Below are 1,049 nucleotides of genomic sequence, written 5' to 3'. Positions count from 1 at the left end.
TACCATTGATATTGATGGTCAAAGAATGGTGTATGAAAATGGTATTCAACAATGGGTGAATTTTGTCTGGCCAAATCAGGGAGCTATGCCTGGTGCACGTATTACGGCGGTAGATTTACAAGGACAAACGCATACCATTTTTGATGAACCGGGTGAGTATGGTATTAATCGCCTCATTGATCATGCACAGCGAACTCAACGTGGCAATGCTTTTGAGATGATCTGGAAAGACCAGCAAAACCCTGATTTATCCGTGAAAGTGAATTTCCGTTTGATTAGTGGCAATTCAGGACATATTGGTTCGAGCCGCGGCTATGCCGGCATGCAACTGGTGGATCAGGTGGTAAATGATAAATCGGTTCGTGTTGTTTCAGCACAGACAGCTCCAGCCCCTGTAACTATAGTCAAAGCAAATACAACGAATTCTGCTGGGGCTACACCATAATGAATAAAAAGCAATTTAGCACGATTCAAAACATGAAACTGTTTAGACAAACTTTTATTGATGAATAAAATATTATGAAAAAACAATATATAAAAAATATTTTTCAGTTGGCTTTTTTATTTTTAAGTCTATCTGTAATGGCTAATGCAGAGCCGATTGTCATTGAAGGGGCGGTACCTAATGACGCAACTAAACAAGAAATTTTAAATAAAATGTACCTCACGTATGGGCAGGAAAATATTGTAGATAGGATTCAAGTGCGTACTGTCACAGCGCCTAATGACTGGAGTAATGCGATTAGTCATGTCATTACAGAGGATTTAAAGAAAGTCAAACAGGGTAAACTGAGCGTACGTGGCACACAAATGGATTTATCCGGGAAAATGGGTAACCCTAATGATATTCAATCGATGACTACAAAATTGCAAGGTCTTATATCTGCTCCTTATCACTTAACTACACGATTATCAGTCAACCAAGCTGAGCAACAAATGATTGATGCTGCATTAAAGCATCGTATTATTGAGTTTGAATCTGGAAGTGCCGTGTTAACTGCATCTGGCATAAAAATTTTAGATGAAATGTCAGTGGCACTAAAGAAGGT

Annotated in this window: 2 protein-coding genes; both read left to right on the top strand. The window is 38.7% G+C overall.

The window, feature by feature from the left end:
• A partial coding sequence (locus tag B2Y23_RS08450) for a type VI secretion IcmF C-terminal domain-containing protein (RefSeq protein WP_291370201.1) occupies positions 1-445 on the top strand: 445 nt, incomplete at its 5' end.
• 137 nt (positions 446-582) lie between these two features.
• Positions 583-1,049, top strand: a 467-nt coding sequence (locus B2Y23_RS08445) for an OmpA family protein (protein ID WP_291370209.1), incomplete at its 3' end; no start/stop codon positions are given.

The sequence above is a fragment of the Acinetobacter sp. UBA5934 genome, assembly GCF_002430855.1.
GTDB lineage: Bacteria > Pseudomonadota > Gammaproteobacteria > Pseudomonadales > Moraxellaceae > Acinetobacter.
The sequence above is the reverse complement of the archived record's forward strand: the minus strand, read 5'-3'. Positions and strand labels throughout refer to the sequence as shown.